Source organism: Pseudomonas sp. DF11, from assembly GCF_058148565.1.
On the sequence record NZ_JBYVYN010000003.1, the window covers coordinates 666,407 to 690,889 of the forward strand.

Consider the following 24,483-nt stretch of genomic DNA (forward strand, 5'->3'; position numbering starts at 1 on the left):
GCTCCTGTGGCGTTGCGGTGCGCTCAGAGCAAGCGCGAAAGCCCGAGGGTCAAGGCGAACGCGACCACGGAGATCAGCGTTTCCAATACCGTCCAGGTCTTGAAGGTTTGGGCAACGGTCATATTGAAGTATTCCTTGATCAGCCAGAAGCCGCCGTCATTGACGTGGGAAAAGATCACCGAGCCGGCCCCGGTGGCCAGTACCAGCAGTTCGGGATGGGGATAACCCAGGCCGATCGCCACCGGCGCGACAATGCCCGAGGCGGTGGTCATCGCCACCGTGGCCGAGCCCGTGGCGACACGCATCAGGGCGGCGAACAACCAGCCCATGACCAGCGGCGACAGCTGGAATTCCTGGGCCAGGCCAACGATCTGTTGCGTGACACCGGCATCCACCAAGATCCGGTTCAAACCGCCACCCGCGCCCACCAGCAAGGTGATGCTGGCCGTCGGGGCCAGGCATTCGTTGGTGAACTTGAGGATCGATTCACGGCTGAAGCCCTGGGCCAGGCCAAGCGTCCAGAAGCTCAGGATGGTCGCCAGCAACAGGGCGATCACCGAGTTGCCGATGAACAACAGGAACTGGTTGAAACCACTGCCCGGTGTAGAGATCAGGTTGGCCCAGCCACCGATCAGCATCAGGATCACCGGCAGCAGGATCGTCCCCAGGGTCACGCCGAAACCTGGCAGGTTGGCCCGCGGCTCGCGCTCGAGAAATTGTCGCTCCAGCGGATTGTCGGCCGCCAATTGGATGCGCGGCACGATGAATTTGGCGTACAGGGGCCCGGCGATGATCGCGGTGGGGATGCCAATCAGGATCGCATACAGCAAGGTCTGCCCCACCGAGGCCTGGAACGCCTGCACTGCCAGCATCGCCGCCGGGTGCGGAGGAACAAGCGCGTGGACCACCGAAAGCCCGGCGACCATCGGCAGCCCGACCATGAGGATCGACACGCCGACGCGGCGGGCAATGGTGAACGCGATGGGCACCAGCAGCACAAAACCGACTTCGAAAAACAACGGCAGCCCGACCAGGAACGCGATGCACACCATCGCCCAATGGGCATTGCGCTCGCCGAAACGCTCGATCAGCGTCTGTGCCATTCGCTCCGCCCCGCCGGACTCGGCCATCATCTTGCCGAGCATCGTGCCCAAGGCCACCACCAGCGCGATGTGCCCCAGCGTCTTGCCGACACCCGCCTCGTATGCGCCCACCACACCTGACGGCGGCATCCCGGCCAGTAACGCCAGGCCAATGGACACCAGGGTAATCACGATGAACGGATTGAGCCGATACCGGGCGATCAGAACGATCAGCGCAATGATCGCGATGGCCGCGTAGACCAATAGCCAATAACCGAAAGCAGGTGCCATGCGTTACTCCTCGAATGGGGTCACGTCGATGTGTTGTGAAACTCATAAATCATTTCGAGGAGAAATCTTCAAACTCACTGAAAGTAATTTTCGCTCACAGATAAAATTTGTCGCTGACGGACATCGCGAAGCAGCGGCTATGAAAATCCCCCCCCCGGACTTTCATCCCGCAATTGACCTCCTGTGGTGAGGGGATTTATCCCCGATGGGCTGCGAAGCAGCCCCAAACCAGGCAACTCGGTGTCCAGTAAGATTGAGCCAATGCCCTAGGGCCGCTGCGCAGCCCATCGGGGATAAATCCCCTCGCCACAGACCGCTGGCCGCTCCGCACTCAATTCCGTACCATCGCCCCCTGTTTTTTTGCACCACTCCCCGGCAGCCGACGCTCCACCGGCGCCCAGTTCAGGTAAACCATGAAACCAGCACGCCTTCGCGCCGACGCCCTCGCCGGCCTCACCACTTCTTTCGCCTTGCTCCCCGAGTGCATCGCCTTCGCCCTGGTGGCCCACCTCAACCCGTTGATGGGGCTGTATGGCGCGTTCATCCTCTGCACGCTGACCGCGTTGTTTGGCGGCAGGCCCGGGATGGTGTCAGGCGCGGCGGGGTCGATGGCCGTGGTGATCGTTGCGCTGGTGGTGCAGCACGGCGTGCAGTATCTGCTGGCGACCGTGCTGCTGGGTGGGCTGATCATGATGGCGTTCGGGTTGTTGCGGTTGGGCAAGCTGGTGCGCATGGTCCCGCATCCGGTGATGCTCGGCTTCGTCAACGGCCTGGCGATCGTCATTGCGCTGGCGCAACTGGAACACTTCAAGAACGGCGACACTTGGCTGAGCGGCTCGGCGCTGTACCTGATGGCCGGCCTGGTGGCGTTGACCATGGCTATCGTCTATCTACTGCCACGCCTGACCCGTAGCGTGCCACCGGCCCTGGTAGCCATCCTCGGTGTTGGCCTGGCGGTCGACCTGCTCGGCCTGCCGACCCGGACCCTGGGCGACATGGCTCACATCGCCGGCGGTTTGCCAGCCTTTGCCCTGCCGGACATTCCCTGGAACCTCGAGACTTTGCAGATCGTCGCGCCCTATGCGGTGATCATGGCGATGGTCGGTTTGCTGGAAACCCTGCTGACCCTGAACCTGACCGATGAAATCACCGAGAGCCGTGGTTACCCGGACCGTGAATGCGTGGCGTTGGGCGCGGCCAACATCGCCTCCGGCCTGTTCGGCGGCATGGGCGGTTGCGCCATGATCGGCCAGACGATGATCAACCTCAGTTCGGGCGGGCGCGGGCGGCTGTCGGGTGTGGTGGCTGGAGTGATGGTGTTGCTGTTCGTGTTGTTCCTGTCGCCGCTGATCGAGCGTATCCCGCTGGCGGCGCTGGTGGGTGTGATGTTCGTGGTGTCACAGCAGACGTTTGCCTGGGCCTCGTTGCGGGTGGTCAACAAGGTGCCGGCAAACGATGTGCTGGTCATCATCGCGGTGACTGTCATCACGGTATTCACCGACCTGGCCGTCGCGGTGCTCTGCGGCATCGTCATCGCGGCGCTCAACTTCGCCTGGCAACAGGCCCGGGAGCTGTACGCCGACATGCACCTGGAAGCCGATGGCAGCAAACTCTATCGCTTGCACGGCACGCTGTTCTTCGCCTCGACGACGCCGTTCCTCAACCAGTTCGACCCGGCCAACGACCCGGCCTTGGTGACCCTCGATTGCCGTCACTTGCGCTTCGTCGACTACTCGGCCATTGCCGCGCTCAAGACTCTGCGCGAGCGCTACGCCAAGGCCGACAAGCACCTGCGGGTGTTCCACCTGTCCGAGCGCTGCAAGCAAATGCTCAAGCGCGCGGGTGTGCACCCCGACTGATGGCTGGCGAAGATCCTGGGTGAACATCTTGTGGCGAGGGGATTTATCCCCGCTGGGGCGCGCAGCGGCCCTACTGCTTTTGGGGCTGCTACGCAGCCCAGCGGGGATAAATCCCCTCGCCACAGGGTCACCTTCGCGCCCGTCGATCGGGCCTCGATTTACACCATTTCGTTAAGAATCCACTCCACCACCGAAGTGCGCTTGGGCGCCCAACCGAGCAACTCACGGGCATTCTTGCCTCGTACCCGGCTGTTGGAGCCCAGGCCATAGTTGGCCATTTCATAGCCCCACTCGGCTTCGGCATCGGCCAACGGCCAATCCTGCGGTTCGCCAAGCTTCAAGGCGCGGGCCATGGCGGTGGTCATGTCGATGAACGAGGCTTCGCCACTTTCGACGAAGTAGAACGTGCCCGGCTGGTTGCGGGTCAGGGCCAGTTTGTACAGCTCGATCACATCCTCGATGTGCACGTTGGACCAGATGTTCTGCCCCGCCCCCACATGCCGCACCACCCCACTTTTACGCGCCTGCTTGAGCAGCCGCGGCAGTTGCACGCTGTCACGCTTGACGCCCAGGCTGTGGCCGTAGATCAAGGTGTTGCAGATCACCGCCGAGTTCACGCCTTGCTTCGCCGCCGCCAGGACCAGGTTGTCGATCGCGACGCGGGCAGCCTTGTCGGCGGTCGGTTGCGGCAGCTTGTTTTCGTAGTAGATGTCCTCGCTGGAACGACCGCCCGAAGCGTCGCCGACGATGCTCGAACCGCTGGTGTGCAACAACACTTTGTTCGAACCTTTGAGCCCTTCGATCAAGGCTTCGACCGCACCGCGATGGTCGCTGCTGGCAGCATTGATCACGGCGTCGGCGGCACGTGCCAGCGCGGTGAGCAGCGCACTGTCTTCCAGGGTGCCAATGACCGGCTGGATGCCCAGCGCGGTCAGTTCGCTCGCCTGTTCGGGGTTGCGCACCAGACCGGTGACGTGATGCCCGGCGCGTACCAGGCCGGTGGCGATGGAGCCGCCGATAAAACCGGCAGCGCCGGTGACGAATACGTTCATGGAAAACCTCTTGGCTGCATCATTGATTGAACGAGTATCGAGGAGCGTTCCTTGGCGAAACAGTCCACATTGCCCAAATCACTCTTGCCTTGAAGTCACGAATCAGCCCTTGAATTCTCGCGAGGCGTATTCGGCAAGCTTGCCCTGGATGAAGTCCAGGAAGCACTGGATCCGCAGCGCCAGTTGGGAGTTGCGGTAGTACACGGCATTGATCGGTTGGCGATATCCGCTGTTGGCGTCGGCCAGTAGGACCTTCAACCGACCGGTCTGGATATCTTCGCGGGTCATGAAATCCGACAGGCAGGCAATGCCCTGCCCTTGCAGCGCCAGGTGGCGCACGGTTTCGCCGCTGGAAGCGCTGATGGCTGGCTGGATCGCCCAGCGATCGCCGTGCACATGACGCAGCGGCCACTGGTTGAGCCCCTCGTTCTGGGCAAAGCCCAGCAGCGCATGGTCCGTCAGTTCGGCGACGCTTGTCGGTGTGCCGTGCTGCTTCAAATAGGCCGGACTGGCCAGGATGTGCAACGGGCTGCAGCCCAGGGCGCGGGCATGGAGGGTCGAGTCGCTGAGGGTGCCGATGCGAATGGCGATGTCGGTGCTTTGCTCCAGCAGGTCGATGATCAGATCGTTGCTGTTGAGTTCGAGCTGGATGTCCGGGTAGAGCCTGCGGAATTCTTCGATGTGCGGGACGATGGCATGCAGCATGAACGGCGAGGCCGCGTTGATCCGCAACCGTCCCGCAGGGTTCTTCTGACGGGACGACAGGCGCTCTTCCAGGTCGTCCATCTGGTCGAGGATCCCCTTGGCCTGCTCGAAGAAATACTTGCCCTCTTCGGTCAGGTCCATGCGCCGCGTGGTGCGGTTGATCAGCGTGGTCTCGAGCTTGGCCTCCAGGCGCGACAACGTGCGGCTGACGGCCGACGGCGTCTGCCCGACCTGCTCGGCGGCAGCGGAGATAGACCCGCACTCGATCACGCAGACGAAAATCTGCAATTCGTCGGATCTGGCTTTCACGTATCCCCCTGTCGGCTGAGTTCTTGTGGCGAGGGGATTTATCCCCGCTGGGCCGCGAAGCGGACCTGAGTTAAGAGCGTGGTACAGCTGAATAGCTGCGTCGGCAGCCCTGGCGTCTGCTTCGCAGACGAGCGGGGATAAATCCCCTCGCCACAGGAAACCATGCCCCCGGACCAAACAGATAGTATCGGGATACGTAGCAAAAGACAGGTCACGCCTTCAGGCCGAACACCTCCATCAAATGCTGCTCATAGCGCGCCACATCGGCCTCGATGTTCGGGCGCTTCATCACGTCCACGCACAGGAAGGTCGGCAGGCCGGTCATGCCGAGGAACTGGTTGGCCTTGTGGAACGGGAAGTACACCGCATCCACACCCTTGGCTTCGAAGAAGTCGGTCGGGTCGTCGAAGGCTTGCTGCGGGGCGTTCCAGGTCAGGGACAACATGTACTGCTTGCCGTGAATCAGGCCGCCGCTGCCGTATTTCTGCGATGCATCGGAACGGGTCCGACCGTCGCTGGCGTAGAGGCTGCCATGGCCTTCGGTGAAGACTTCGTCGATGTATTTTTTCACGGTCCACGGCGCGCCCATCCACCAACCTGGCATCTGGTAAATGATCACGTCGGCCCAGAGGAACTTGGCGACCTCCTCCTTGATGTCGTAGCCACCGTCGATGAAGGTGGTTTTGACATCGAAACCGCCACGGTCCAGCACGCTGACCGCCGTGTCGTGGAGGGTGGCGTTGTAGCGACCGTCGGAGTGGGCGAATTGTTTGCCGCCATTGAGCAACAGGACTTTTTTCATGGGGAGCCTCATCGGGTTCCACGGCGCAAGCCATTTGAATGGCCGCCGAATGGAAAGGTTGAAAACGATGGCGGCAGCGTAGCGATGAGCGTCGCGCGGAATAAGCACCGCAACGGCAAAACTCATTTGACCTATACGCACGAATGATAGACCGATTATTGCCGTAGGCTCTTAGGCACTTTTTATTTCAGGAGCCAGCCCCATGAGTGAACAGCACGGTTTCATCCTGCACGCCAAGACCCGTCCGGAAAAAGCCGAAGCCTTCGAAGCGCTGTTTCGCGCCTACGTCGAACCGAGCCGCGCCGAGCCCGGCTGCATCGAGTACCACATGCTGCGGGACCAGCAAGACCCGACGCTGTTTATCTTTTACGAGATCTGGGCGTCCCAGGCGCACCTGGATGTGCATTCGAACCTGCCGCACATGAAGCAGTTCTTCGAGCAACGCATGGATTACCTGGAGCGCGACTTCGAGATCCGCCGCGTCGACATGCTCAGCCCGTCCTCGGCTAGCCGCTGATCAGCAAATGGCCGCCGAGCACGCCGAGGCCAATGAAAAATACCCGTTTGAACAACACGGCGCTGATCCGCTGACGCAGCCATTGCCCCAGCCACATCCCCAGCAGCGCCGGCACCAACGTCAGCATCGAAGCACTCAATTCGCCAGCCCCCAAGGCGCCGCGCCATAGCAGGCCGGCGGCCAGGGCCAGTGTCGATACGGTGAATGACAGCCCCAAGGCTTGCACCAGCTCATCCTTGTTCAAGCTCAGCGCTTGCAGGTAGGGCACCGCCGGAATGACGAACACGCCCGTGGCGGCGGTAATGATGCCGGTGAGCAAACCGCAGAACGGGGCGAGCCACCGCTCAGCATCCGTGCCGACCCGCAGCGTTGGCAGCAACAACCCACTCAATGCATACAGCACCAACGCCCCGCCCAAGGCCCGCACCACCCAAGCGCCGCCCGTCATGCCGATCCACAACGTACCGAGACCGGTGCCGAGGAAAATCGCCAGCAGCAACGGCCACAGGCGCCGGATCAGGGCTTGTAGATGGCCACCAAAAGCCAGTTGCCAGAGATTGGTCAAGGTTGCCGGGATGATGAGCAACGCCGCAGCCTGCGCCGGAGCCATAGCCAGCCCGAGCAAGCCCATGGAAATGGTCGGCAAGCCGAGGCCGATCACCCCTTTGACGGTACCAGCCAGCAGGAAGGTGCCGATAACCAGCAGGGAAAGGGCCAGGCCGAGGTTTTGATAGAAAGCGATGAGTGTGTCCATGGGGCTATCGTGCACCCTGGGCCTTGGTTTTGAAATCTGCCATATACTGAGGCTGCCTCTCTTCTGGCAAGAGGCTGAAACTTTTTGGTGCTACTGGCGCCTTCGCGAGCAAGCCCGCTCCCACAGGGGATGCATTTCAAACTGTGGGAGCGGGCTTGCTCGCGAAGGCGGCATACCAAACACCGCAGAATTTGAGAGGGGCCCCCTCATGCACTTCGACCTCACCGACCTGCGCCTCTACCTGAACATCCTCGACACCGGCAACATCACCGCCGGTGCGGCCCGCAGCCATTTGTCCCTGGCCGCGGCCAGTGCGCGAGTCCGTGCCATGGAAGCCTCCGTGGGCATCGACCTGCTTGAACGCGGACGGCGAGGTGTAACCCCCACTCCGGCCGGCAAAGCCCTGGCCGAGCACGCCCGGGTCCTGCTGCAACAAGCCGAACGCCTGCAACAGGACATGGCCGAATATGCCAAGGGCGTCAAAGGCCGGGTGCGGCTGCTGTGCAACACCAGCGCCATGACCGAGTACCTGCCCGAACTGCTGGCCGGCTTCCTCAACACCCACCCCAACCTCGACATCGACCTGCAGGAACTGCCCAGCTCACGGATCACCCACGCGCTGCGCCAGGGCGCGGCAGACCTGGGGATCGTTTCCGACGCAGTGGACACCGATGGCCTTCAAGCCTGGCCGTTTCGCGACGATCCACTGGTGTTGATCCTACCGACCGGGCACCCCCTGGCTGACGGGCGAGCCGTACGTTTCAGCGAGACCCTCAGCCACGACTACGTTGGCCTGAACGCATCCAGTGCCTTGGCGATTTACCTGGAAGAACAGGCACTGCACATCGGCTCGCGCATGCGAATCCGCATTCGCGCCGATGGTTTCGACGGCATGATTCGCATGGTGGCCCATGGTGCAGGCATCGCCATCGTGCCGAAGGCGGCCGTCGAACGGCGCCCGCCCGAGCCTTCGTATCAATGTGTGTCGCTGCAAGAGTCCTGGACCCATCGGGCGTTGCTGTTATGCGCCCGCAACTTCGAAGGTTTGCCGGCCTACGCCAGGGCCCTGGCCCGGCATCTGGCCGACTGATGCGCGCTTCTGGATAGGCCGGTGTCGACCACAGGCATCTACTCGCTCATGTCGCGCGGTAGGGTGCTGTTCTCTTCTGCCCCCTTTCGGAGCTCACATGACCGCACCCATCACCGTCCTGCGCGACACCCATCCACTGCCCGTACTCGACGCCTGCAAATGGGAAAAACTCGAAGGCGACCCGCATACCGTCAACCTCAACGCCTACACCAGCGAAGACGGCAGCAAGATCATGGGCACCTGGATCTGCACACCCGGCAAATGGTATGTGGAGTATGTGAAATGGGAGTACTGCCACTTCCAGGAAGGCTACTGCATCATCACCCCGGAAGGCATGGAGCCGATCCATCTGCGGGCCGGTGACATCTTCGTCATCGAACCAGGCATGAAAGGCACTTGGGAAGTAGTCGAGACCGTGCGCAAGTATTTCGTGTTTGCCTGAAGCAAAAAACCGAGAGACCACCCGACATGGTCTCTCGGAAACAACTTCTGGAAATGCAGCCCCTGTGGCGAGGGGATTTATCCCCGTTGGGTCGCGAAGCGGCCCTGAAATCTGACGCCTCGGTGTGCCAGATGAATAGAACTGACTGTTTTGGGGCCGCTTCGCGACCCAGCGGGGATAAATCCCCTCGCCACAAAAGCTCCTCGGCACAATCCAAAGCGGGCCTTACTGCGGCTTGCGATAGCTGTTAACAATCGCCGAAAAGTCCTTGCCGCCCTCGCCCCGCTGGCTCATCGCCTGATACAACTGCTGCGCCACCGCCCCCAGCACCACCGGCTGATGGGCCTGCCGCGCGGCTTCGGTCGCCAGGCCCAGGTCCTTGAGCATCAGGTCGGCGCCAAAGCCACCCGTGTAGCCACGGGACGCCGGTGCCGTTTCGATCACGCCGGGCCATGGGTTGTAGGTGTCCGAACTCCAGCAACGGCCCGTAGAACTATTGATGATGCCGGCCAGCACTTGGGTGTCGATCCCCAAGGCATCGCCCAGGGCCATGGCTTCGCTGACGCCGACCATGGAAATACCCAGCAGCAGGTTGTTGCAGATCTTGGCGATCTGCCCGGTGCCCACTTCACCACAGTGCACGATATTGCGGCCCATTTGCGCCAGCACCGGTTGCAAGGTGGCGAACAACTCGGCCGTGGCGCCAACCATGAAAGTCAACGTGCCCGCAGCCGCACCACCGGTGCCACCGGAGACCGGCGCATCGGCCATCGCCACCCCTTGTTTCGCAGCGGCAGCCGCCACGTCGCGGGCGGTTTGTGGATCGATGGTGCTGCAATCCACAGCCGGCGTGCCGGCGGCGATACCGGCCAACACGCCATCTTCACCCAGCCAGACACTGCGTACATGGGCGGCGGCCGGCAACATGGTGATCACCAACCCGGCGCCCTGGGCCGCATCGCGCGGCGATGCGCTGATCGTGCCGCCCAGCGCCGCCAGCTCGGCCAATACCGTCTGGTTCAGGTCGAACAGATTCAACGAATGGCCGGCCTTGAGCAGGTTGCGCGCCATGGGCGCCCCCATGTTGCCCAGGCCGATAAATGCGATCTTCATGTCCGGCTCCTTAACGCAGGTTGATGGTGGTGTTCACACCGTCGTTGACGCTGTCATCATCGAACCAGCGCGCGGTAACGGTCTTGGTTTGAGTGTAGAACTGCACCACCTGTTTGCCGTATGGACCGAGGTCGCCGAGCTTCGAACCGCGGGAACCGGTGAAGCTGAAAAATGGCACGGGGACCGGAATCGGGATGTTGATGCCCACCTGGCCGACGTCGATTTCGCTCTGGAACTTGCGCGCCGCCGCGCCACTCTGGGTGAACAGGCCGGTGCCGTTGCCAAACGGGTTGGCATTGACCAGGGCAATCGCCTCGTCCAGGGTGTCGACTTCCAGCACCACCAGCACCGGACCGAAGATTTCTTCGGTGTAGATGCGCATGTCGGTGGTCACGCCGGAAAACAGGGTCGGGCCGACGAAGTTGCCTTGCTCGAAGCCCGGCACGCTGACGCCACGGCCATCGAGTTCCAGCTTCGCACCTTGCTGCACGCCACTCTCGATCAACTCGAGAATCCGCGCCTTGGCCCGCTTGGAAATCACCGGGCCGACGTCCGTGCCCGGCTCGCTGCCGGCGTTGACCTTGAGCTTCTGTGCCAGGGCCTTGAGTTCCGGCAGCCACTGTTTGGCCGCGCCCACCATCACCACCACGGAAGTGGCCATGCAGCGCTGGCCCGCCGCGCCGAAACCGGCGCCGACCAAGGCGTTGAGGGTTTGCTCGCGATTGGCATCAGGCAGCACCACCGCGTGGTTCTTGGCGCCCATCATCGACTGCACGCGCTTGCCATGACGCCCCGCCAACTCGTACACGTGGGTGCCGACGGCCGTCGAGCCGACGAAGGAAACCGCCTTGATGTCCTTGTGGGTGCAGAGCGCATCCACCACGTCCTTGCCACCATGCACCACGTTGAGCACACCGGCTGGCACGCCGGCCTCGATGGCCAGTTCCACCAGCAGCATGGTCGACAGCGGGTCCTGCTCCGAGGGCTTGAGCACGAAGGTGTTGCCGCAGGCGATAGCCATCGGGAACATCCACAGCGGAATCATCGCCGGGAAGTTGAACGGGGTAATGCCCGCACACACACCGATCGGCTGGCGCAGGGTGTAGGTATCGACGCCACCGGCGACGTTCTCGGCGAACTCACCCATCTGCAGGGTGCCGATAGAGCAGGCGTGCTCGACCACTTCCAGGCCACGGAAAATATCACCCTCGGCGTCCGCGATGGTCTTGCCCTGCTCGGCGCTCAATACGGTGGCGATGCGCTTGGAATGCTCGCGGATCAACGCCTGGAGCTTGAGCATGATGCGCATCCGCGCACCGATGGGGGTCAGTTTCCAAGTCTGGAAGGCACGCTGGGCGGCGGCAATGGCGGCATCGACTTCCGAGGCCGTGGCGAACGGGACTTTCGCCAGCACCTGCTGGGTAGCCGGGTTGACGATGTCGTGCCATTCGCTGGACTGGGATTCAACCCATTCGCCGTCGATCAACAGTTTGACGGTTTGCAGGGCAGTGTCGCTGGGCGTAAGGGAAACATTCATGCTGGCCTCCGGGATTGTTCTTATAGAGAGCGCTGGTTCAGCAAAGACCAAGATGCAGGAGCACGTTGGTGATGAGACGGTTTTTGGAGTATAGATGTGCAAACTTCTAATAAGAATGCACATAAAAGCCGGTCCATCATGCAAAAAAACATCACCTCCCTGGGGTCGCTGAATTGGGACGACCTCAAGTTCTTCCTCGAAGTGGCCCGCACTCGCAAGGCCAGCACGGCCGCCAAACGCCTGGCCGTCGACTACACCACGGTGTCGCGACGCATCAGTTCGCTGGAAGCCTCGTTGGGCACGCTGCTGTTCGAAAAATCCCGGACCAACGGTTTTGTCCTGACCGCCGAAGGCCAGCGCCTGCTGGGTTACGCCGAATCGATCGAAAGCACCCTGCACATGGCCTGCGAACAGGTTTCAGGATCGGGGGTCGCACTGTCCGGCCACGTGCGCATGGGTTGCACCGAAGGCTTCGGCAGCTTCTTCATCACTCCGCAGCTGAGCCACTTCGTCGACGCCTACCCGGCCATTTCGGTAGACATCCTGCCGCTGCCGCACTTCATCAGCCTGTCCAAGCGCGAGGCCGACATCGTCATCGCCCTCGAACGTCCCGAACACGGCCCATACGTGTGCTGCAAACTGTGCGACTACCGGCTGCAGCTCTACGCTACCCAGCCATACCTGGACAACCACCCACCTATCCAGCGCCCGGCGGACCTGAGCAAGCATTCATTCATCAGCTACGTGGACGACCTGGCGTTCAGCTCCGAGCTGCTCTACCTGGCCAACGTCCTGCCCGGCGCCCACGCCCACCTGCGCAGCACCAGCGTGATCGCGCAGTTCGTCGCGGCCCAGCAAGGCCGCTCGCTGGCGATCCTGCCGTGCTTCCTCGCCGCCCAGGACCCACGGCTGTTGCCAGTGTTGCCGGAGGAAATCACCGTCACCCGGCAGTTCTGGATGTATTGCCGGGAGGACTTGCGCAAGCTCAAGCGGATTACGCTGTTGTGGGATTACATTCGCGAAGTGACTGAACAGAATCAGCCACTGCTGATGGGCGACAGCCGGGAGATGGTGTTCGCCGACTAGTCGGCGATGACCACGATGGCGACGCGGCGGTTTTCGGTGCGGCCCTCGACCGTGTCGTTGGAAGCGACTGGCTTGCTGCTACCAAGACCGCGCGATTGAACGTTTTCTTGGCGCATGCCGACGCCGATCAACACCTTGCTCACGCTGTCGGCCCGACGTATCGACAGTTGTTCGTTATAGGCTTGGGATCCCGATGCGTCGGTATGTCCGTCGACCCGCACCCGCTCGATACCGGCCCCTAGCAGCGCCTTGCCAATTCGCTCGACGATCTCGGTGCTGGCAGGGTTAAGGCTTTCCACATCGCTGCCAAACAACACCTTGCCCGACAGACCGAAGGCCCAGCCATCGTCAGTCAATTCGAAGCCTTGCTGTTTGAGCACGGCAATTTGCGCCGGGGTCAGGCCTTTCTGCGGTGCCGTCTGGCAACCGCTCAGGGCCAGGAGGGCGAGCAAGAAAAACGCCGCGAACCAGCGCAGGGAAAATTGAGGATATGAACGCACGAGTCAGCTCCTGGTGTGAAGATCAGCGACGGGATGATCCGACCCCGCCGTATGTTGTCCGCCTCGGGCGAGGCGCTTGGCTTGGTACATGGCCGCATCGGCGGCGTGGAGCAAGGTGCCTGGGGTGGCACCATGATCGGGGTAAACGGCAATGCCGATACTGAGGGAGGTCAGCACTGAAGCATTACCGGGCAATTGAATCGGCATCTCCATGCTGGCGATGATTTTTTCAGCGATCCGCTCGGCGTCCTCGGCCTTGTGCAGGGGTGCCAGCAGTACGGCGAATTCATCGCCACCCAGGCGCGCGACCAAGTCGTCTTCACGCAACTGTGCCCGGACCCGGGTCGCCACGGCCGTCAGCACCGCGTCACCGGCGGCGTGACCGAAGTTGTCATTGATACCCTTGAACCGGTCGCTGTCCAGGTAAAGCACGGCCACTTGTTCGTTGAGCTTGCTGGCATTACGCAAGGCGCGAATCAACCGGCCTTCGAAAAACGCCCGGTTCGGCAAGCCGGTCAAGCTGTCGTGACTGGCCTGGTGGGCCAGGCTTTCATTTTCGCTTTGCAGGTGGGTCTGCCAGGACTCCAGTTCATCGAGCAGTGCGTTGAAGTCATTGGCCAGGTTATCCAGTTCGGCGATGGCAGCCGGCGGCACGCGCCGATCCAGGGCTCGCTCGCTGCGTGCCGCGTGGGCCACCTCGGCCAGGCTGCGCAACGGCCCGGTGATCGCACGCAACTGGCGCCGCGCCAGATAAAGCGCCACCCAGGCACTCACCGCCGTGCACAGGATGATTCCCGCCAGACCGCTGAGCAAAAAGCGCAACAGGCTGCCGCCATGGCCGGCCAACACGATGCGACCGATGCTCTGCCCTTGGTGAACGATCGGCAGGCTGATGGGCTTTTCCAGGAATGCCTTGGCAATGTGCACTTCCAGTTCCGACAACAAGCCGGTTTCCGGTCGCTCCCAGCGCGCCAACAGACGGCCATGTTCATTGAATACCTGGGCATCGGCGACTTCCTCGGTGGAAGCGATTAAGGCCAGTGCTTCAGTGGCCGCGGCCGGGTCATCGAAGACCACGGCGGCTTCCACTGTGTAATTGATCGAACGGGCGATCAGGTGCAGGTTGTGATCGGCATAGACCCGCAACGCCAGCAGGCCAAGCAAGGTCAGGGAAACACTGGCCATGGTAATGGCCACCAAGGCGACGATCAGATGACCGCGACCGATGACCGAACCCAGGGTGGGACGGACCTTTGGTTTGCGCTGTTTCATGGCGCTGCAGGCCTGCGGCGGGAAAGCTGCAGCACACTCGGATGGATGCGCACGCCACTGCGTGCCACCGAGTCGAGGTTGACCTCGAAAGACACTTGTTCATCGCCGACCCGCAGGCAGAACAGACTGCCCACTGTGCACTGGTCGCCGCCTTCGCTGATGCTCAGCACCGGCTTGCCGATCAAGGACGCAAACAGACGGTCACGCTCATCGCCGGTCAGCCTGCCGATGTAGACCGCGTTGCAGTTAGCCGCGATGTCCGGGTGGTCGGCCAATAACCGCTGCACGTTCACGGAACGGCCCGTGGCCTGGATCGTGCCCTTGACCAGATCGTCGGTGTATTGGGTGGGCCCGACGATGCACAGTTGCAGTTGGGTGGGCTCCACAGGCCAACGGGCGTAGCTGAGAATCCCCAACACGACCTGGGTGACCGCTTCGGCCCGCTGCTCGGCCTGGGTCGTGGCCGCCTGCTCCTGGGCAACCGCGACAGGCAACAGCAGACATAAAAGGCCGGCAAGCAGAAAATGCCCCCAGCCCTTGCTGCGCACTGCCTCCCGTACAGGCACTTTCATGGAAAGTCTCTTGATCCCAGCGATAAGTGCCGGAACGATAGCACAGTGCCAAAAAGCCAGCGAGACAGCGTGTTACGTAGACTTCGGAACGGAACAGGCGAAATTGCGACGGGGGCATGAATCAATAAAAGCTGATGATTCAGTCAGCCTGCTCCAGCTCCAGCATCAACCCGCTCAAGCGCTTGACCTTGCGCCGGACCGCCTCCTCGAATACACCCGCTCGCGGTTCGATCAGGCTGAACCATTGCTTGCCCCGGGTAATGGCGGTGTACACCAGTTCCTTGGTCAATACCGGGTTCAGCGCATCCGGGAGAATCAGCGCAGTATGGGTGAATTCCGAACCCTGGGATTTATGCACCGTCATGGCATACACGGTTTCCACATCATTCAGGCGACTGGGCAGAACGAAACGCACGCCGCCCTGGCCGTCGTTGCGCGGGAACGCGACCCGCAAGACCTGCTTGCCGGCATCGGGGCCGTCACGCTCGGGCAACTTGAGGGCAATACCGATATCGCCGTTCATCAATCCCAGCCCATAGTCGTTACGGGTCATCAGCACCGGGCGTCCTTCGTACCACTGGTGATCGCTATCGATAAGACGGGCCTTGAGCAATGCGGCGGTGATGCGTTGGTTCAGTCCTTCGACGCCCCACGGACCTTTGCGCACCGCGCAAAGCAATTGGAATTCGTCGAATGCCGCCAGGACTTCCCGGGCCCAATCGGCCCAGCAGCTGTCTTCCAACGGGCGAGAAGTGGCCGGGCGTCGCTGCCGTAGCAGGCTCAGGTAATGTCGATAGCCTTGCGGCCCTTCTGGCCGGCCTCCAAGCAACAGATTTTCCAGCTTCGCATCGTGCTCCCCCGTTAACGCCAGGGAAAACAGATCGGCATGCTGCCCTTGCTTGAGCAACTGTCGGGCTTTTTCAGGCTGCTGCTGGTTGACCCAGCGAGCCAGCTGGCCGATCCCGCTGCCTTCGCCGAAGCGCCGGGAATGCCTGAGCATGACCACTTGCTGTGCCAGGGGATGAGTGCCGTCGAGGTCTTGCTGCAGGCCACTGGCCGCCAGGTCTTCACCACTGACCGACTCAAGCCAGGCTCGGGTCCGAGGGCTGTACCAGCCGTCCTCGGCGTCTCGACACAAATCCCCCAGCACCGCACCAGCCTCCACAGAGGCCAACTGGTCCTTGTCCCCCAGCAACACCAACCGTGCGTGGGCCGGCAATGCGTCCAGCAGATTGGCCATCATCTCCAGGTCGATCATCGACGCCTCATCGACCACCAGCACATCCAATGGCAACCGATTGCCTGCATGGTGGCGAAAATGTCGGGTACCAGGCCGACTGCCCAACAAACGATGGACCGTCGTCACATCGCAAGGAATCCGTTCGCGCACAGCGTCGTCCACATCCAGGGTCCGGACCTGCTGGCTGATGGACTCGGTCAGGCGCGCCGCCGCCTTGCCGGTGGGCGCGGCCAGGCGAATCCGCAGCGGCTTCCCGGCCTCGACGGCCGGTGCCTGCAGCAGCGCCAGCAGGCGCACCACGGTAGTGGTCTTGCCGGTGCCCGGGCCACCAGTCACGATGCTGAAGGCCCCACGGGTTGCCAGCGCGCAGGCCAGTTTCTGCCAGTCGATCGGGCCATTGGCATTGGCCGGTCCGAACAGCCCGTCCAAACGCTCGCGCAGGTCACCGGGCGCCGCTTCATGTTCACTAAGCCGCTGGCGCAACGCCTCATCGATCCGCCGCTCATAACCCCAGTAACGACGTAGATAAAGACGTTTTCCGGACAGCACCAATGGCCGCTGCTGCGCCTCTTCGCTCCCATCCGCAGCCAGGGCCACCAGCCGGCTGGAGGCCAAGGCCTTGCACCATTGGGCGCCGTCCAGGGTCTGCAATATTTGCGATGGCAACAGCATCACGCCAGTCTGCAGGTCACCCTCGGGGGGCAGCGACAGGGCGAAGTCAGGCTCCTTGAGGGTCTCGAACACGTCCAGGCAAACATGCCCGTGGCCCAGTTGATGACTGGTCAGCGCAGCGGCGAGCAGGACCAATGGATCATCGTCAGGCGCCAACTCATGGAGGAACGCCACGAACGCCTTGTCCAGGGCACGCAACCAGCCGCGCTCGACCCAGCGCGTCAGTAACAGCAGCAGGTCGTCTGCACGGCTCAAGGGCGCCAGGGCCACCAGGCTCTCGTCGTCGGACGACTTGGGGAGCAGGTCGGCAAAAGAACGACTCATAGCAATTCCCCCTGTACCCACGCCGGCTCGGCCTTGGGTTCGGGCGCGCCCTGGAACAGGCGATCCAGCTGTTCGATCAATGCCCTTGGCGGCTTGGTGAAATACACACCCTGGCTGGATGAGCGGGTACCGCGAAGAAACAGGTACAACGCGCCGCCGACATGCCGGTCGTAGTCGTAATCGGGAAGCCGGGCCTTGAGCTGGCGATGCAGGGCCAACAGGTAGAGCACGTATTGCAGGTCGTAGCGATGGTCCAGGATCGACTGCTCCATGGCCTGTAAGGTGTAAGCCATGTCATCGACACCCAGCCAGTTGGATTTGTAATCGGCCACGTAATACCGACCGTCGTGCTCGAACGTCAAATCGATGAAGCCCTTGAACATGCCATTGAGCAGCACCGGCTCCGCAGCGACGCGAGCCACACCGCCATGGGTGAACCGGCAAACCAGTTGGTCAAGCTTCTGCACATCGACCTTGTGGCTGGCGAACCAGAACTCCATCTCGACCTGGAATCGGGTCAGCTTTTCAAGCACCACCGGCGCCTGGTCGTTGCCGACGCGCATGGGCATTTTGATCAGGTGCTGCAGCCAATCGCTCAGCGTGGTGATCCAGCCTTTCCAACCTCGGCGATTGCAGCGTCGGGCGATGGCATCCTCGATATCCGCTGGCGCAGACGCAAAACCTTCCCCCGCGGCCCACTCCAGCAGGCCATGCAGGAAAGTGCCAGGGCCGGGACCACGGGGAAAGCGGTGGATGTCACCACCCACGGCGAGCGTCTCCCTGGGCGCATCCGGGTCAAGCCGCTCATCGTCGAATAGTTTCTGGGCCTGCGGATTCTCTGGCGCGGTATCGCTGCCTTCGCTCAAGCTTTCGCCGATGCGCAAGGCACTGTAGGAGGCGATCCACCAGTTTTCACTGGCTTTTCGCAAGGGCACCAAGGGCTCGCGCAACACCGCTTCGTTGCGCGACGGCCGATAGTGCTCGTCGGTGGCTTCGGGCATCGGCTGGCAGCTCACCGCGACGCAACCTTGTTGCAGGTCGGCCAACCAACGCCTGAGCTCCATCGACTCGGCCAACGGCGCACCACCTCCCAACAGATAACCCAGCGCGGATACATGCAGGATCGAGCGGTTGTTGCTGCCCCGCTTGAGATCCGCGACACCTAGCCAGCAGGCATGCTGTGCGCGAGTCAGGGCCACATAGAGAAGTCGCAGATCCTCGGCCAGACGCTCGTCATCGGCCTTGGCGATCAATTCGGCGGTGGGCTTGAGGCTGATCTGCGCCTTATTGGCTTCATCGTGGTAATGCAACGGCAATCGACTGCCGTCCACTGGTTTCGTCGAACAGATGAAGGGCAAAAAGACCAACGGATATTCAAGCCCCTTGGACTTGTGGATCGTGACCACCTTGACCAGTTGCTCATCGCTTTCCAGGCGCAGGATCTGCTCTTCTCCCGCCTGCCCGGACAAGGCCAGGTGCTCGGACAAATGCCGGATCAAGGCTTGCTCGCCATCCAGCTCACCGGCGGCCTGCTGCAACAGTTCGCAAAGGTGCAGCAAGTTGGTCAGCACTCGCTCGCCATCGCTGCGCGCCATCAGGGCCTGGGGCAGCTCAAAGTCATGCAGCAGGCGCCGCAACATAGGCAGCACCCCCTGGGTGCGCCAGACCGTACGATAACCGCGAAATTGCATGACCCTGGCTTCCCAGGCCAACTCATCCTGATTGAGACGCTCCAGTTCCGTCAGCGACAGGTTCAACGTGATGCTGGCCAGGGCTGCCCGTAGCGGTCGCTCGGCATCCGGTTCGGCACAGGCCCTGAGCCAGATCAGCAGATCCCGCGCTTCCTGCGAGGCAAAGACCGAATCCTTGTCGGACAGATAGACACTGCGTACGCCCCGCGCGGACAACTCGTCTCGCACGGCCTGCGCTTCTTTACCATCGCGCACCAGGATGGCGATATCCGCCGGGCGCAAACCTCGCAGCGTTTCTCCATCGATCGTGAAGCCATCGCGTCCCGACTGGCCGCCGTTGAGCAACGCCGTGATCTCACTGGCGCAGGCGGCCGCCATCGACTGTCGATACACCGCACCGGAAAGCGGCTGCTCCGACGACAGGTGCCAGATGTTCAGTGCCGCAACCGCCTGCCCTGCGACCTGCAGGGACTCCTTGCGCCCCTGGGAGTCAACGGACAGGAACGGCACCGGGTTCTTGCCCGAAGGCTCACGGAACAGGAAGGCCCCGCGCCCATTTGGGCGGGACTCGGCATTCTGGAAAATATGGTTTACCGCACCCACCATGGCGTGGCTGGAACGGAAATTGGTGCCCAGCGTGTGCAGCCTGCCAGCAGTGGCTTCGCGAGCGCGCAGGTAGGTGTAGATATCGGCACCGCGAAAAGCATAGATCGCCTGCTTCGGATCGCCGATCAGGAACAGTCCGGTCTCCGGGTCGTTGTCTTCGATGCGGTAGATGCTTTCGAAGATCCGGTACTGAACCGGGTCGGTGTCCTGGAATTCATCGATCAGCGCCACCGGAAACTGCTCGCGGATCAGGCTTGCCAGACGCTCGCCGCCGTCAGCCTGCAGAGCCGCATCGAGGCGCAGGAGCATGTCGTCGAAGCCCATCTCGGCACGGCGCCGTTTTTCGGCCTCGAAGCGCGCCCCGACCCATTGCGCGGCATGCTGCAACACTGCGGCATCTGGCGTGGGCAACGCATCCAGGCTGGCCTTGAGACCGGCCATGGCGTCCAGCCCGGGGTGGTTGGGCACTTCACCTTTCCAGGCTTCGGCCATGCCCTCGGGCGTCAATCGCGTGAAGCCGGTGCCTATGTCCAGCAGTTCAAGGCTTTCGTCATCCACCCAAGCAGTGATTTTCTGGAACCACGGCTCGAAGTAACGTGCCTGCATCTTGCGCCCGTCGACTGACTTGCTGGCGACGCCTTGCTGGCAGATCTCCAACAGCTCCACCGCCCACTGCCGCCACGGTGCCTTGAGATCGAGCAACGCGGCACTGCGCTCCTGCAAGGCCGCTGCGATGAGTTCGGCAGGCTCAAGCCCGTTATCGTCGTCATGCTTGCTGGAGAACAAACCTCTCACCCGGGGCAACAGCGCGGCAGGCCCGCCCCAATGGGTACGCACCCAGTTCAGCGCCTCGCCTTGCATCGAATAGCAGAACAACCGCCAATAATCGCGTAGTACCTCGCCCAGCAACTCGCTGTGGTCGGTTTCCAGGGTCTGGGTGAACAGGCTACCGCTGTCGAAGGCATGCTCACGCAACATGCGCTGGCACCAACTGTGGATGGTCGAGACGGCGGCCTCGTCCATCCATTGCGCGGCGATGTCCAACCGATTCGCACAGCCGGGCCATTGCCCTGCATCGAATTCGTCACGCAACTCGGAGATCAGCGCATCCGGGGCTGGAATTTCGTCACGAAAGAAACGTGCAGCTTCGGCCAAACGGGTGCGAATTCGTTCACGCAGCTCTTTGGTGGCAGCGTCCGTAAAAGTCACGACCAGGACTTGCGGTGGAAGCAGCTCGCGGCCAAAACCGGACGTCGAACCGCCATGCCCCAGCACCAGGCGCAGGTACAGCGCCGAAATGGTAAAGGTCTTGCCGGTACCGGCGCTGGCCTCGATCAGTTGGCTGCCCCGTAGCGGGAACGCCAATGCCAATGGTGTCTGCCGACTCATGAACGGGCCTCCTCGCCGACCAATGAACGCCATGGGGCTTCGAGCAAGGGTCGGTAAAGCGCATCGCACCAATCGGGGAATGTTTCGTCAGCCATCAAGGCATCGAAATCAGGAAACTGTCGAGCCAAGGCCGGACTTTCCCGTCGTTCGCCTTCAAACGTCTGTCCATCGCCTTCATAGGCTTTGCGAGCCGCCGCTTCGGCCTTGACCGGATCACTCTGGCCGAGCCAGGCGAACGCAGTCTTCACCGCGATCGGTAGCGGCTGGCGCATACCGGTCTGCCAGGCCTGCAGCATGTCACCCAGCAGCCTTTGTGCGACAGGCTCCTCGAAAGGTGCCAGCAGCAAGCTGTCATCACTGGCCACCAGCGCCGTCGTCAACGACAAGCCGTTAGCGCAGGCCACCAGATGATTGACCCAGGGTCGTATCAGGCGATGCCATTTACGGGTCTTGGGGGAACCAATGCTGTTGGGTATGGCGGTGATGGCGAGGACCGCACCGTCAGAGCGTTGGTGCAAGCCACTGAGCCAGCCTTCGACATTCACGCCCTGCAATTGCAGGTTCACTGGCACAGCGCTGGCCGAGGGTGTCGGCCATAACGCCAGAAGCTGTTGGTAACGTTGGAGCAGATCCGGCAAGGGCTCGATCAACTCGCGTTGCAGGCACTCACCGAAACCGGCCATGGGTAACAAGCCACTGTTCTGCAGCCTTTTGGCGTGGGCGGTGAGGGCAAGATCCGGTTGGTCCAGGCGTACCAGGGCGGCTTCCAGCAAGCTGTCACTCAGGCTGTAGCGTTGCAACGCGTCGAGCACGAAAGGTTCGTCATCGGCCAGAGGCGCTTCGATGGCCTCGAAGAACACCTTCAGTCGCTGGCTGAAGAAATGGCGCACTGGATTGCGCAGGAAATCCTGCAACTGTCCGAGGCCCAAGGGTTCTTCCTGGACGTAGGATTCCAACACCTGGTTTTTGTCGGTGTGATCGCAAGCGTCATGGAGCATCCGCCACTCGCTGGCGTAACTGAACAGCTCATCGCCTTGATGGAAATAACGCGCACTGAACGGTTGCAGCGGGTGCTCCTGGGTCAGGGCATCGAGAAGGCTCTTACTTTCATCTGCCAGCCGCCAACCACTGGCGAGATGGTCGCGAAGTTGGCCAATCAACACCGACGCCGGTCGCTCGCTGTTGTCACGAATGCTGCGACCAACCCAACTGATATACAGTTTTTCCCGGGCCGAAAGCAGTGCTTCCAGCAGCAGGTAACGATCATCTTCGCGCCGAGAACGATCGCCCGGGCGATAATCGCCGCCCATCAGATCGAAATCCAGGGGTGGCTGGGCGCGTGGGTAATCCCCATCATTCATCCCCAGCAAGCACACCAGCTTGAAGGGAATCGCACGCATCGGCATCAAGGTACAGAAGTTGACTGCCCCGGCCAGGAAACGTTGGGACAGTCGCCCCTGATCCAGCCCGGCCAACCACGCCTCACGCACCACCGTCAGCGGCAATTCATCGTGCAGCCCCACCGACTCACAGGTTTCCAGCCAGGTTTCACGCAAGTCTTCAAGTTGGGCCAGCAGATAGTCGTCGTGCTCGTTGCTCGCCTGGAAAAACAACTGCATCAGGTCTTGCAGGCGCGAACCCCATTGCTGCGGTGAAGCCGGCCGGGTGAGTTCCTGATGGGCGACTTCCAGGGCATCCAGCAACGCCACCAGGGGACCGATCAACGCCGCATCCAGGCCCCCGATCTCGTCATAGGGCTCAATGCCTTCATAAGCGTTTGAACTACCGACGGCATACCCCAGCAACATACGACGCAAGCCGAAATGCCAGCTGTTCTGCTCAAGCTCTGCGGGCAGGCCCAGCCCGGCACGGTGTTCGGCACTCATCCCCCAGCGAATGCCTGCCCCTTCGATCCAGCGGTGCAGAGTCGGCAGGTCGGCCTCATCGATGCCAAACCGTTCGCGCAAGGCGGGGACATCCAGCAGATCGAGGATTTCGCTGACCGGGAAACGACTGTCCGGTAGCTTGAGCAAATGCTCGACGGCGATCAGCAGTGGATCACGTCCGCGCTGGCCCTGATCGGTGAGCGTGAATGGAATGAAACGAGGGTCACTCCTGTCGAGCTGGCCGAACACTGCGCGAATGTGCGGCGCATAACTGTCGATGTCCGGCACCATGACGATGATGTCCCGTGGGCGCAGGGTCGGATCCGCGCTGAAGTGGGCCAGCAACTGGTCATGGAGAATTTCAACTTCACGCTGGGCACCGTGAGCCACATGAAAACGGATCGAGCCGTCTCGCTCCGGATCGACGACAGGCCAGTGTTCCCGGGTTTCGTTCAGGGGGCGTAGCTCCAGGATGTCATCCTGCAACTGGCTGAGAAGGGTCGTGGGTGTCCCATCAGTGAACAGGTCGATTCGCCCATCGCGAAATACAAAGCGATAGCTGTTGGGATCATCGTAGCTGTCGAGCAGGTTGATATAGTCGCGTCCCTGCTTGCCCCAGGCAGCCAGTAACGGATGGGCATGTTGATGCAGGGTTTGCGGATCGAGGACGACGGGCATGCCAGCCTTGCGTGCCTGGCGCTTGTATTGATGACGCAGCAAGTCCTTGTCGGCGACGATGTCCGCCCAATGATGCCGACATGGGTTATGCACGCATAACAGAACCTGGCTGAACCGGGAAAGACCGGCGAGCGCTTCGAGGACTTGGGCAGGCAACGAAGAAATACCAAACACGATGACTCGCGCGGGCAGGCCTTTTGGAGCGACTTCCAGGCTGTTGATACGTTCGATGTAGCGCTGATGAACACCGGCACGGCTTTGCGCCATGCCCTGCTCTCCCACATCCAGCAACAAGGCTCGCCACAATTCCGCTTGCCAGCAATTTGCCGGCGCGAGCGGTTTGATTTCGCCTCGGACATTTCTTGTCTGGTGTCGCCCCTCAGCCCAATCCTCAAGCCAGTCGGCCCGGTACACCTGGTATTGGTCAAACAGATCAGCAAGACGCTCGGACAGTTGATAACGCTTGCGCAAGTCGGTGTCGTGGGTAAGGAATCGTCGCAGAGGTTCGAAATGAGGCTGCTCGATCAACTGTGGCAGCAGACGCATCAGGCGCCAGGTTAGCGGAGCCTTATCCAGCAGGGATTTGGCCGGAATTTCGTCACGCCCCAGCACTGTTCGATATAGCTGCCACATGAAACTGCCCGGCAGTTGCACATCAATGGCCGCCGCAATACCGCAGCCGCCGGAATCATCGTCTTCCGGGTCTTCAGCCAGCGCGAGCTTGAGCCATTGGGCAATGCCGTTGCTTTGTACCAGCGCGATTTCATTTTCAAGGGGAGCCAGCGGGTAGCGCCGCATCAAGCTGATCACCAGGCTGCGCAATTCATCAAGGCGATTCCCATGAACCACCATGAAAGCTGGGCTAAGGGACGTTGCGTCCGGCATGAAAGGCATCCTTGAAAATGCAAAAAGCTAGGGCAGAACCTTAGCACTGTCGGGGGGCTGTGACAGCCGGGAACTGTCCGTGCTGCTCGTACGAACTTTCCTGCGGGCAAAACAAAACCCCTACCTGCA

General features: G+C 61.7%; 18 protein-coding genes. 5 read left to right on the forward strand and 13 right to left on the reverse strand.

The window, feature by feature from the left end:
* Positions 1 to 23: 23 nt before the first annotated feature.
* Positions 24 to 1,373, reverse strand: coding sequence for a GntT/GntP/DsdX family permease (locus tag AC30D9_RS13460; protein WP_490144187.1), 1,350 nt, complete (start codon positions 1,371 to 1,373; stop codon positions 24 to 26).
* A 413-nt stretch (positions 1,374 to 1,786) separates the two neighbouring features.
* Between AC30D9_RS13460 and AC30D9_RS13465 the strand changes: the two genes are divergently transcribed.
* Complete coding sequence (locus AC30D9_RS13465; RefSeq protein WP_490144188.1) at positions 1,787 to 3,232, forward strand: SulP family inorganic anion transporter; 1,446 nt, start codon at positions 1,787 to 1,789, stop codon at positions 3,230 to 3,232.
* 158 nt (positions 3,233 to 3,390) lie between these two features.
* On the opposite strand, the gene AC30D9_RS13470 is transcribed toward AC30D9_RS13465, so the two are convergent.
* The 3 genes from AC30D9_RS13470 to mdaB all read right to left on the reverse strand — a co-directional run bounded on the left by AC30D9_RS13470 (position 3,391) and on the right by mdaB (position 6,100).
* Positions 3,391 to 4,284: an NAD-dependent epimerase/dehydratase family protein gene (locus AC30D9_RS13470; protein ID WP_490144189.1), complete on the reverse strand. Its 894-nt coding sequence runs from the start codon at positions 4,282 to 4,284 to the stop codon at positions 3,391 to 3,393.
* Between the two features lie 102 nt (positions 4,285 to 4,386).
* Positions 4,387 to 5,298 carry a LysR substrate-binding domain-containing protein gene (locus AC30D9_RS13475; protein WP_490144190.1) on the reverse strand — a complete coding sequence of 304 codons (912 nt, stop codon included), beginning with the start codon at positions 5,296 to 5,298 and terminating at the stop codon, positions 4,387 to 4,389.
* Positions 5,299 to 5,509: 211 nt separating this feature from the next.
* Entirely contained in the window at positions 5,510 to 6,100 is a 591-nt protein-coding gene (mdaB, locus tag AC30D9_RS13480; RefSeq protein WP_134922736.1) for an NADPH:quinone oxidoreductase MdaB, read from the reverse strand.
* 202 nt (positions 6,101 to 6,302) lie between these two features.
* Between mdaB and AC30D9_RS13485 the strand changes: the two genes are divergently transcribed.
* Positions 6,303 to 6,617, forward strand: coding sequence for a putative quinol monooxygenase (locus AC30D9_RS13485; RefSeq protein ID WP_134922735.1), 315 nt, complete (start codon positions 6,303 to 6,305; stop codon positions 6,615 to 6,617).
* On the opposite strand, the gene AC30D9_RS13490 is transcribed toward AC30D9_RS13485, so the two are convergent.
* A complete protein-coding gene (locus AC30D9_RS13490; RefSeq protein ID WP_490144191.1) occupies positions 6,607 to 7,371 on the reverse strand; it encodes a sulfite exporter TauE/SafE family protein in 765 nt (254 codons plus the stop codon). The genes AC30D9_RS13485 and AC30D9_RS13490 overlap by 11 nt on opposite strands.
* 208 nt (positions 7,372 to 7,579) lie before the next feature.
* Between AC30D9_RS13490 and AC30D9_RS13495 the strand changes: the two genes are divergently transcribed.
* Together AC30D9_RS13495 and AC30D9_RS13500 are read left to right on the forward strand one after the other, a co-directional pair.
* Positions 7,580 to 8,461, forward strand: a complete 882-nt coding sequence (locus AC30D9_RS13495; protein WP_134922733.1) for a LysR substrate-binding domain-containing protein — start codon at positions 7,580 to 7,582, stop codon at positions 8,459 to 8,461.
* A gap of 97 nt (positions 8,462 to 8,558) precedes the next feature.
* Complete coding sequence (locus tag AC30D9_RS13500; RefSeq protein WP_024781087.1) at positions 8,559 to 8,903, forward strand: cupin domain-containing protein; 345 nt, start codon at positions 8,559 to 8,561, stop codon at positions 8,901 to 8,903.
* A gap of 225 nt (positions 8,904 to 9,128) precedes the next feature.
* On the opposite strand, the gene mmsB is transcribed toward AC30D9_RS13500, so the two are convergent.
* Together mmsB and AC30D9_RS13510 are read right to left on the reverse strand one after the other, a co-directional pair.
* Positions 9,129 to 10,016 carry a 3-hydroxyisobutyrate dehydrogenase gene (mmsB, locus tag AC30D9_RS13505; RefSeq protein WP_109753405.1) on the reverse strand — a complete coding sequence of 296 codons (888 nt, stop codon included), beginning with the start codon at positions 10,014 to 10,016 and terminating at the stop codon, positions 9,129 to 9,131.
* A gap of 10 nt (positions 10,017 to 10,026) precedes the next feature.
* On the reverse strand, positions 10,027 to 11,553 hold the full coding sequence (locus tag AC30D9_RS13510) for a CoA-acylating methylmalonate-semialdehyde dehydrogenase (RefSeq protein ID WP_490144192.1): 1,527 nt from the start codon (positions 11,551 to 11,553) through the stop codon (positions 10,027 to 10,029).
* A 138-nt stretch (positions 11,554 to 11,691) separates the two neighbouring features.
* Here AC30D9_RS13510 and AC30D9_RS13515 point away from each other — a divergent pair, with 138 nt between their 5' ends.
* A complete protein-coding gene (locus AC30D9_RS13515; RefSeq protein ID WP_134922731.1) occupies positions 11,692 to 12,639 on the forward strand; it encodes a LysR family transcriptional regulator in 948 nt (315 codons plus the stop codon).
* Here the strand turns inward: AC30D9_RS13515 and yfiB are convergent.
* The 6 genes from yfiB to recC all read right to left on the reverse strand — a co-directional run bounded on the left by yfiB (position 12,636) and on the right by recC (position 24,354).
* A complete protein-coding gene (gene yfiB / locus AC30D9_RS13520; protein WP_490144193.1) occupies positions 12,636 to 13,139 on the reverse strand; it encodes an outer membrane lipoprotein YfiB in 504 nt (167 codons plus the stop codon). The two genes, AC30D9_RS13515 and yfiB, sit on opposite strands and share 4 nt — an antisense overlap.
* A gap of 3 nt (positions 13,140 to 13,142) precedes the next feature.
* Positions 13,143 to 14,411 (reverse strand): diguanylate cyclase DgcN/YfiN, encoded by a 1,269-nt coding sequence (gene dgcN / locus AC30D9_RS13525; protein WP_134922729.1) that lies wholly within the window; start codon positions 14,409 to 14,411, stop codon positions 13,143 to 13,145.
* A complete protein-coding gene (gene yfiR, locus AC30D9_RS13530) occupies positions 14,408 to 14,983 on the reverse strand; it encodes a regulatory sequestration protein YfiR (protein WP_490144194.1) in 576 nt (191 codons plus the stop codon). The genes dgcN and yfiR overlap by 4 nt, the downstream gene beginning before the upstream one ends.
* Before the next feature lie 139 nt (positions 14,984 to 15,122).
* Positions 15,123 to 17,219, reverse strand: coding sequence for an exodeoxyribonuclease V subunit alpha (gene recD, locus AC30D9_RS13535; protein ID WP_490144195.1), 2,097 nt, complete (start codon positions 17,217 to 17,219; stop codon positions 15,123 to 15,125).
* Positions 17,216 to 20,905, reverse strand: a complete 3,690-nt coding sequence (gene recB, locus AC30D9_RS13540; protein WP_490144196.1) for an exodeoxyribonuclease V subunit beta — start codon at positions 20,903 to 20,905, stop codon at positions 17,216 to 17,218. Before recB ends, recD begins: the two co-directional genes overlap by 4 nt.
* Entirely contained in the window at positions 20,902 to 24,354 is a 3,453-nt protein-coding gene (recC, locus tag AC30D9_RS13545; RefSeq protein ID WP_490144197.1) for an exodeoxyribonuclease V subunit gamma, read from the reverse strand. The genes recB and recC overlap by 4 nt, the downstream gene beginning before the upstream one ends.
* Positions 24,355 to 24,483 lie beyond the last annotated feature (129 nt).